Consider the following 1049-nt stretch of genomic DNA (forward strand, 5'->3'; position numbering starts at 1 on the left):
GGCCGCTCCGCGGACCGCCCGGAGGACGACGACCGGGGTGACGGGCCGGCGGGAGGCCAGCGGATCGACGTGGAGTGATCGCCCTCCGGTACGGTAAGCCCCAGCGGGCACGACCATTTACCGAGGGACACATGGGACTCACCATCGGCGTCGACATCGGCGGCACCAAGATCGCGGCGGGAGTCGTCGACGAGGATGGCAACATCCTCTCGACCTTCAAGGTGCCGACCCCCGACACGGCCGAGGCCATCGTCGACGCCATCGCGTCCGCGGTGGACGGGGCCAGGGCCGGTCATCAGATCGTCGGCGTGGGCATCGGCGCCGCCGGCTACGTCGACCGGCAGCGGGCCACGGTCTACTTCGCGCCCAACATCGACTGGCGTCAGGAGCCGCTCAAGGCGAAGGTGGAGGCCCGCGTGGACCTCCCCGTCGTCGTCGAGAACGACGCCAACGCGGCGGCCTGGGGCGAGTACCGGTTCGGTGCGGGCCGGGACAACCGCAACGTCATCTGCATCACCCTGGGCACCGGCCTGGGCGGCGGCATCATCATCGGCGACAAGCTGCGCCGCGGTCACTTCGGTGTGGCCGCCGAGTTCGGCCACATGCGGATGGTGCCGGACGGCCTGCTGTGCGGCTGCGGCAAGCAGGGCTGCTGGGAGCAGTACGCCTCCGGGCGCGCCCTGGTCCGTTACGCCAGGCAGCGCGCCTCCGCCACCCCGGCCAACGCCGAGCTGCTGCTCTCCCTGGGCGACGGCACGCCCGAGGGCATCGAGGGCAAGCACATCTCGACGGCCGCCCGGCAGGGCGACCGGGTCTCCGTGGACTCCTACCGGGAGCTGGCCCGCTGGGTCGGCGCGGGCCTGGCCGACCTGGCCTCGCTCTTCGACCCGGAGGCGTTCATCATCGGCGGCGGCCTGTCCGACGAGGGCGAACTGCTGCTGGAGCCGGTCCGCAAGTCCTACCGGCGCTGGCTGGTGGGCGGCGGCTGGCGTCCGGTCGCCGAGGTGAACGCGGCGACGCTGGGCGGCAAGGCGGGTCTGGTGGGCGCG

General features: G+C 72.7%; 1 protein-coding gene. It reads left to right on the plus strand.

The genetic code is table 11. From position 1 onward, the window contains the following. Positions 1-131 precede the first annotated feature (131 nt). Positions 132-1049: ROK family glucokinase (locus tag HW445_RS32350; protein WP_180224304.1), on the plus strand; the 918-nt coding region annotated here is incomplete at its 3' end.

This window comes from Streptomyces sp. UH6 (genome assembly GCF_013421635.1).
In the GTDB taxonomy this organism is placed as follows: Bacteria; Actinomycetota; Actinomycetes; order Streptomycetales; family Streptomycetaceae; genus Streptomyces; species Streptomyces abyssomicinicus.